This window comes from Nocardioides sp. (genome assembly GCF_050699375.1).
GTDB lineage: Bacteria > Actinomycetota > Actinomycetes > Propionibacteriales > Nocardioidaceae > Nocardioides.
Map to the genome: position 1 here is coordinate 1 of NZ_JBOHDN010000227.1, position 6,742 is coordinate 6,742.

A 6,742-nucleotide genomic window follows, 5' to 3' on the forward strand; every position below is an offset into this window, starting at 1 on the left:
AGCCACGCCGCGACATCTGGGTCGCCAACCACCCGCCCCTGTTCTACGTGATGAGCCTGCCGCTGGTCTGGCTCGGCGACGCGGTCGGCAGCGTCGGGGTCACGCTCCTCGGCATGCGGCTGCTCAATGCCCTCGGCTACGCCTTGAGCATCATCCTGGTCGGCCTGCTGGCCCGTGAGCTCGTGCCCAGGCGCAGGGTGATCCCGGTGCTCGCCGCCGCGATGGTGCTCGGCTGCGGCGCGGTGACCTACGACGGCGGTGCGATCTACAACGACGGCTGGGGCACGGTCGCGGCCTCGCTGACCCTGCTTCTCGGCTTCCGGATGGTCCGCGAGGGTGTCACCAGGGACCGGCTGCTCTGGGCGACGGCCGCCGGGGTCGCGGCGGCCGCCTTCCGTTCGACCGGGCTGGTCGCGGTGCTCGTCCTGGGCGCCTGCGTGCTGGCCGCGCTGTGGTTGCGTGACCCCACGATGCGTATGTTCCGAAGGGGTGTCGTCCTGGCCGCCAGGATCGGGATGGCGCCGGTGATCGTGATCGGCTGGTTCTACGTCCGCAACATCGTGCTCTACGGCGACCCGACCGCCTCCGCGACGCTCTTCGAGAAGTTCTCCCGCCAGACCCATGGCGACACGCTCTTCCAGCTGGTCAACCCCCAGCTCTATCTGCACCTGTACGGCTCGCTGTGGGCCGACGACGTGATCCCGAAGATCTGGATCGTGGCCGCCGCTGCCACCCTGGCCGTCACCATCACCGGACTGGTGCTCGACGTCAACGCGAAGGCTCGACCGCGACCCAGCGGGGTGATGCGCCGCGTCGTCATCCCCGGGCCGGAGCCGAGCCTCCTGGAGCGCCGGCTCGAGCTCGCGGTGCGGGCGCTGATGGGGATCTACTGCCTCATCATCATCGTCAACCTGGCCTCGTTCCATGCCGGTGGCGGCTGGATCCATGCCCGCTACGCGGTGCCGTTCCTGCCGGCGATCGCGGCGCTGACCTCCTTGGCCGTGCTCCGTGTCGGTCGACGCTGGGTCGCGGGCACGGACGAGGAGGCGGTCGATCTGCGCATCACGCTCTTTGCGAGCGTCGGCTACATCGGCTCGGCGATGATCGCCCACCTGCACATCCAGCAGCGCATCGACGGTCCGGCCGACGCCTCCTGGCTCTTCGCCCTGATCGCAGCCGATCTGGTGATGTTCGCGGTCGCCGCGTACGTCACCGCCCAGCTGCGCCGGCGCCTGCGGTCGGGTGCGTTCGGGCCGACCGGACCGGCCCCGTCCGACGACCGGGCGCGCGGGTTCGCCGGACACCTCGAGACCGGTTGCCCATCGGTGAGCGACCCGCTCCTGGGGCGTCAGGACGGGTCGGTGGGGCGGTCTACCTCGGCCTGACGGGTCGGCGGGCCGAGGATCGGCCCGCCCTGCTCGGCGGCATCGGGCGCTTCGACCTCGGCCTTCGCCGCCTTCTTGGCGGCCTTCTTCTCGAGGCGCTGGACCTCGCGCTCCACGATCGCCTCGCGGCGTACGGCCGTGCCGACAAGGTTCACGAGCGCGAACAGCATCGGATAGATTGGCCACGGATGCCCGTCGGGGGCGGAGGCGAACCCCCAGATGCTCCAGGTGATGATGCCGACCATGAGGAGCGTGGCGATGGCCTCCTGCACCTCCTTGCGGTAGGCGGCAGCACCTCGCTCACGGAAGTCCGCCTTCGCCGGCAGGTTCTCCTTGGTGCCCGCGCCGGACGTGGAATCCACAGCCACAAGATCGTCCACGAGCCCGGGCAGCTCGCCGAGCGTGCGGGCTTCGAGGAGGATGCCGACCCTCTCGTCGTGCTCGTCCCGGGTCAGTCGGCCATCGCCGAAAGCATCGGCCAGCACGTCGCGTACGACATCTCGATCAGCATCTGAGGCACGCATTCGCCCGTTGGCAGCCTGCCTCGGGTCGAGACGGAATCGATCCCAGAACCCCTCCACATTCCCAGCCTAGAGGGTCGCTGACTACGCGAGGGCGGGATTGGGGCGCGGATCCTGGGCACGGTCCTGATACACCGCTGCATTAGAGTGACTGGCGCAGGCTACCTGCTAGTATAGAACACGTTCTAGTTTTGCCGTGATGATCTTTGAGGGGGTGGCGGATGCGGATCGCTCTGCTGTCGTACCGCAGCAAACCGCACGTCGGCGGCCAAGGCGTCTATATCCGTCATCTGAGCAGGGAGCTCGCCAAGCTCGGGCACACCGTAGAGGTCTTCTCCGGACAGCCCTACCCCGATCTGGACCTCCTGGGGGAGGGCGTCAGCCTCACCAAGGTGCCGAGCCTCGGCCTCTACGAGGAGCCCGATCCTTTCGGCAACCCGAAACTCTCCAAGATCCGCGACCTCGTCGACGTCGAGGAGTGGGCGCGGATGCGGACCGGTGCGTTCCCCGAGCCGCTGACCTTCGCCAAGCGCATCCTCAAAGTGCTTGCCGAGCGCAAGCACGACTTCGACATCGTCCACGACAACCAGACGCTGGCCACGCCGCTGCTGCGCATCGAGCCCGAGCTCGGGCTGCCGCTGGTGACCACGATCCACCACCCGATCTCGTTCGACCGGCGCATCGAGCTGGAGAGCGCGCAGGGGTGGAAGAAGAAGTTCGGCGTGTGGCGCTGGTACTCCTTCGTGAAGATGCAGGCGAAGGTCGCCTCCCGGCTGCGGCGCGTGATCACGCCCTCGGAGAACTCCAAGCGCGACATCCTCACCGACTTCAACGTCCCGTCCGCACGCGTGCAGACCGTGCTCCTGGGCGTACCCGACCAGTTCCGCCCGCCGACGGCGCCCCGCGTTCCCGGCCGGCTCCTGGCGATGGCCAGCGCCGACGCTCCGCTCAAGGGCATCGGCACCCTGCTCGAGGCCTTCGCCAAGCTCCGCACCGAGCGCGACCTGGAGCTGGTCCTGGTCTCCAAGCCCAAGAAGGGCGGCCCCACCGAGCGACTCATCGAGAAGCTGGCCATCGAGGACCACGTACGTTTCGTCAACGGCATCTCCGACGCCGAGCTCGTGGAGCTGATGGGCTCGGCGGAGATCGCCTGCGTGCCCTCGCTCTACGAGGGCTTCTCGCTGCCGACCGCCGAGCTGATGGCGTGCGGTACGCCGCTGGTCGTCTCCCGCGCCGGCGCGATCCCCGAGGTCGTCGGTGACGACGACCTGTGCGCCACGCAGGTCACCCCGGGCGACACCGAGGAGCTCGAGCAGGCCATCGCCGCGCTGCTCGACGACCCCGAGCGCAGGGCCCGCTACTCGGCCGCCGGGCGCGCCCGGGTCGAGGAGCACTTCTCCTGGCACGCCGTCGCCGAGCGGATGGCGGCCCTCTACCAGCAGTCCATCGACGAGTTCCACACCACCACAGACGGAAGGAAGTGAGCCGTGCTCACCGTTGACTTCGATCGCCTTGGCCTGCAGGCCGGAGAGCGCGTGCTCGACATGGGTGCGGGCGGCGGCCGCCACGCCTTCGAGATGTACCGCCGCGGCGCCGACGTGATCGCCTTCGACCAGGACGCCGACGAGCTGGCCAAGGTCAGCGAATGGTTCTTCGCGATGCGCGACGAGGTCCCCGCGGGCGCGAACGCGGAGATCAAGGAGGGCGACGCGCTCTCGCTACCCTTCGGCGACGGCCAGTTCGACCGGATCGTGGCTGCCGAGGTGCTCGAGCACATCCCCGCCGACATCCAGGCGATCGAGGAGCTCGTACGCGTCCTGCGTCCGGGCGGCACGCTGGCCGTCTCGGTGCCGCGCTGGTTCCCCGAGGTCGTCAACTGGAAGCTCTCCGACGACTACCACAACAACGAGGGCGGCCACATCCGCATCTACACGCGCGAGGAGCTCGTCGACAAGGTGACCAAGCGCGGCCTGGTCTACGACGGCGACGACTACGCGCACGGCCTGCACTCGCCCTACTGGTGGCTCAAGTGCGCCGTCGGCGTCGAGAAGAACGACCACCCGGCGGTGAAGGCCTACCACAAGGTCCTGGAGTGGGAGATCGTCAAGGCGCCCCGCATCCTGCAGGCGGCCGGCAAGGTGCTCGACCCGCTGATCGGCAAGAGCATGGTCCTCTACTTCCACAAGCCGGCTTGATTTCTTGCCGCGCATGAGTGCCCAGATCCCGTACGTCGACGGGGTGCTGACCCCTGCCCAGGTGGCCGATACCGCCCGGTCCATCGCCCGTGCCCAGGAGCCCTCGGGTGCCATCCCGTGGGTGCCCGGTCAGCACACCGACATCTGGAACCACGTCGAGGCGGCCATGGGCCTGCTCGTCGGTGGTCTGGTGGAGGAGGCCGAGGCTGCGTACGCCTGGATCCCGACCCTGCAGAACGCCGACGGCTCCTGGCCGATGAAGATCGTCTCCGGCTCACCGGTCGAGACGATCGGCGAGTCCAACATGTCGGCCTACTTCGCCGTCGGGCTGTGGCACCACTGGCTGATCCGCCGCGATCGCGCGTTCGTCGAGCGGTTGTGGCCCTCGGTGCGCGCCGGGCTCGACTTCGTGGTCGGGCTGCAGCTGCCCTTCGGGGGGATCGCCTGGACGCCGCGCGACCCGTTCGCGCTGCTCACCGGCTCATCCTCGATCTTCCAGTCGCTGCGCGCCGGGGTCGCCCTGGCCGACCTGATGGACGACCCGCAGCCGGAGTGGGAGATCGTCGGTGGTCGGCTCGGCCATGCGCTGCGCCGCCACCGTGACTCGTTCGAGGACAAGTCGCACCACTCGATGGACTGGTACTATCCGGTCCTCGGCGGCGCCGTCCTGGGGGCCGCGGGCGAGGACCTGATCGCCTCGCGCTGGGACCATTTCGTACGCCCCGGCCTCGGCGCCCTCTGCGTCGACACCAACCCGTGGGTGACCGGCGCGGAGACCTGCGAGCTGGCGATGGCGCTGGACAACATCGGCGACCATCGGCGCGCGCTCGGGCTCCTGGCGGACATGCAGCACATGCGCGCGTCCGACGGCGGCTACTGGACGGGCTGGGTCTATGAGTCGCCGGCCTACCCCAACCCCAACCCGAACGCCTTCTGGCCCGAGGAGCACTCGACCTTCACCGCCGCCGCCGTCATCCTGGCCGCGGACGCCCTGGGGGAGCGCTACGGTGCCTCGACCCCGGGGTCGGGGATCATGCGCGGCACCTCGCTTGCCGCACCGTTCGAGGAGCTCGCGCTCGAGTGCGGGTGTGCGTCGAGTCGGGCCGGACTACGGGGTTGACCCGGGGGCCGGATTACCCGGCTGACCGGGCCCTTCCAATTTCTGGGCCGGAACTTGTCGGGCAGTTAAACACCTGACAAGTTCCGAAAGTGCCTGCCCGATGTGACTCGTGTGACGCCTGGGATCAGCCGAGCCGACGCAGAACGCGCAGCGATCCCACCGCGGCGATCTCCTCGAACTGCTTCGAGGCGAGCGCCGGGAGGTAGATCTCCTCGTGCGGGGGTCGACCGCCGTCGGCGGGGTCCGGGAACACATCGTGGACCAGCAGCAGGCCGCCGGGCATCACCTTCGGCGCCCAGCCGCGATAGTCCTGCTGTGCGGGCTCGACGCCGTGACCGCCGTCGATGAAGAGGATCGAGACGGGGGTGGTCCACCACCTGCTCACGGTTGTCGACGCTCCGATCACCGCGACGACCTCGTTCTCGAGGCCCGCCTGCTCGATGGTGCGGCGGAAGGTCGGGAGCGTGTCCAGTCTCCCGGTGGCCGGGTCGACGAGGCCGGTGTCGTGATGCTCCCAGCCCGCCTGGTTCTCCTCGCTGCCGTGGTGGTGGTCGACGGTGAAAACCGTGCCCCCGGTCAGCTTCGCCGCCGCGCCGAGATAGACCGACGACTTCCCGCAGTAGGTCCCGATCTCGACCGCCGGACCATGGGGCAGCCGCTCGACAGCGTACGAGAACAGCGCCAGCCCCTCTTCGGGCGGCATGAACCCCGTCGCGTCAAGGGCGTGCTTCAGCAGATCAGCGGGCATCTCAGGTCCGGACACCCCGGCACCCTAGCCCAGCCGAAACCGGTTCGCGCCCGGGGTCTCCCATCGATGAGAATCCTGTCCATGACCACTGTGCAGGAGGCGCTTCCGCTGCCTGGTGGCGGGGTTGTGAAGTCCAGCGCGGTCCATGGGTCACTTTCAGCTTCACAACCTCGGCAGGCTGGCCACTCGGTGCTGGTCGTGCCCGTGCCGGAGCTGGAGGCGTACGTCCTGGAGCGGACGCGTCACTATGACGACTCGTTCGTGTCGGCCGATCCGGGGTTCGTCCATGCGCACATCACGGTCCTCGCGCCCTTCCTCCCAGAGCCTGCGGCGAGCGATCTGGAGCGGGTCGGGAAGATCGCGGAGGCGGCATCGTCGTGGACCTACGGCCTCACCGCCGTCGAGATGTCCGCCGGAGGCAACATCCACCTGGCACCTGAGCCGGCCGCGCCGTTCGCGGCGCTGACCGCCGAGCTGTACGCCGCGTTCCCGCAGTGCCCGCCCTACGAGGGACGGTTCGACCCAGTCCCACATCTGACCGTCGATCACATCGCCGGGGGAGCGGACCTCGAGTCGACACGTACATCCCTTGGTCCTGTGCTGCCGGTGCGATGTCTCGCGGACCGGATCAGCCTGCAGTGGTACGCCAACCACGACTGCAGATTGATCGCCGAGTGGCACCTGGGCGGTCGCGGCGCGTAGGCGCGAAGGATATTCCCGCCAAGGTGGGAATCTGACGGCGTGGCGACGCTGTCCGGGCGGCACTTTCCCGC

Annotated in this window: 7 protein-coding genes; 5 read left to right on the forward strand and 2 right to left on the reverse strand. The window is 68.9% G+C overall.

Annotated elements, in window-relative coordinates; translation table 11 throughout:
* Window positions 1-1,385, forward strand: a 1,385-nt coding sequence (locus ACRDPS_RS16380) for an ArnT family glycosyltransferase (RefSeq protein WP_431502720.1), incomplete at its 5' end; no start/stop codon positions are given.
* Here the strand turns inward: ACRDPS_RS16380 and ACRDPS_RS16385 are convergent.
* Entirely contained in the window at window positions 1,349-1,909 is a 561-nt protein-coding gene (locus ACRDPS_RS16385; RefSeq protein WP_431502721.1) for a DUF1707 SHOCT-like domain-containing protein, read from the reverse strand. The two genes, ACRDPS_RS16380 and ACRDPS_RS16385, sit on opposite strands and share 37 nt — an antisense overlap.
* Window positions 1,910-2,127: 218 nt before the next feature.
* On the opposite strand from ACRDPS_RS16385, the gene ACRDPS_RS16390 reads away from it, so the two are divergent.
* Genes ACRDPS_RS16390 through ACRDPS_RS16400 form a run of 3 tightly spaced genes read left to right on the forward strand, consistent with a single transcriptional unit; the run spans window position 2,128 to window position 5,221 of the window.
* Complete coding sequence (locus ACRDPS_RS16390; RefSeq protein WP_431502722.1) at window positions 2,128-3,390, forward strand: glycosyltransferase family 4 protein; 1,263 nt, start codon at window positions 2,128-2,130, stop codon at window positions 3,388-3,390.
* Between the two features lie 3 nt (window positions 3,391-3,393).
* Entirely contained in the window at window positions 3,394-4,101 is a 708-nt protein-coding gene (locus tag ACRDPS_RS16395) for a class I SAM-dependent methyltransferase (RefSeq protein WP_431502723.1), read from the forward strand.
* A 13-nt stretch (window positions 4,102-4,114) separates the two neighbouring features.
* A complete protein-coding gene (locus tag ACRDPS_RS16400) occupies window positions 4,115-5,221 on the forward strand; it encodes a prenyltransferase (protein WP_431502724.1) in 1,107 nt (368 codons plus the stop codon).
* 124 nt (window positions 5,222-5,345) lie between these two features.
* Here the strand turns inward: ACRDPS_RS16400 and ACRDPS_RS16405 are convergent, their stop codons facing one another.
* A complete protein-coding gene (locus ACRDPS_RS16405) occupies window positions 5,346-5,984 on the reverse strand; it encodes a class I SAM-dependent methyltransferase (RefSeq protein WP_431502725.1) in 639 nt (212 codons plus the stop codon).
* A 66-nt stretch (window positions 5,985-6,050) separates the two neighbouring features.
* On the opposite strand from ACRDPS_RS16405, the gene ACRDPS_RS16410 reads away from it, so the two are divergent.
* Window positions 6,051-6,671, forward strand: a complete 621-nt coding sequence (locus ACRDPS_RS16410; RefSeq protein ID WP_431502726.1) for a 2'-5' RNA ligase family protein — start codon at window positions 6,051-6,053, stop codon at window positions 6,669-6,671.
* The last annotated feature ends 71 nt before the right edge of the window (window positions 6,672-6,742 follow it).

Bases quoted from the DNA above. Each gene is read 5' to 3' on its own strand.
- ACRDPS_RS16390 (WP_431502722.1), top strand. From the start codon at position 2,128: ATGCGGATCGCTCTGCTGTCGTACCGCAGCAAACCGCACGTCGGCGGC.
- ACRDPS_RS16410 (WP_431502726.1), top strand. From the start codon at position 6,051: ATGACCACTGTGCAGGAGGCGCTTCCGCTGCCTGGTGGCGGGGTTGTG.
- ACRDPS_RS16400 (WP_431502724.1), top strand. From the start codon at position 4,115: ATGAGTGCCCAGATCCCGTACGTCGACGGGGTGCTGACCCCTGCCCAG.
- ACRDPS_RS16385 (WP_431502721.1), bottom strand. From the start codon at position 1,909: ATGCGTGCCTCAGATGCTGATCGAGATGTCGTACGCGACGTGCTGGCC.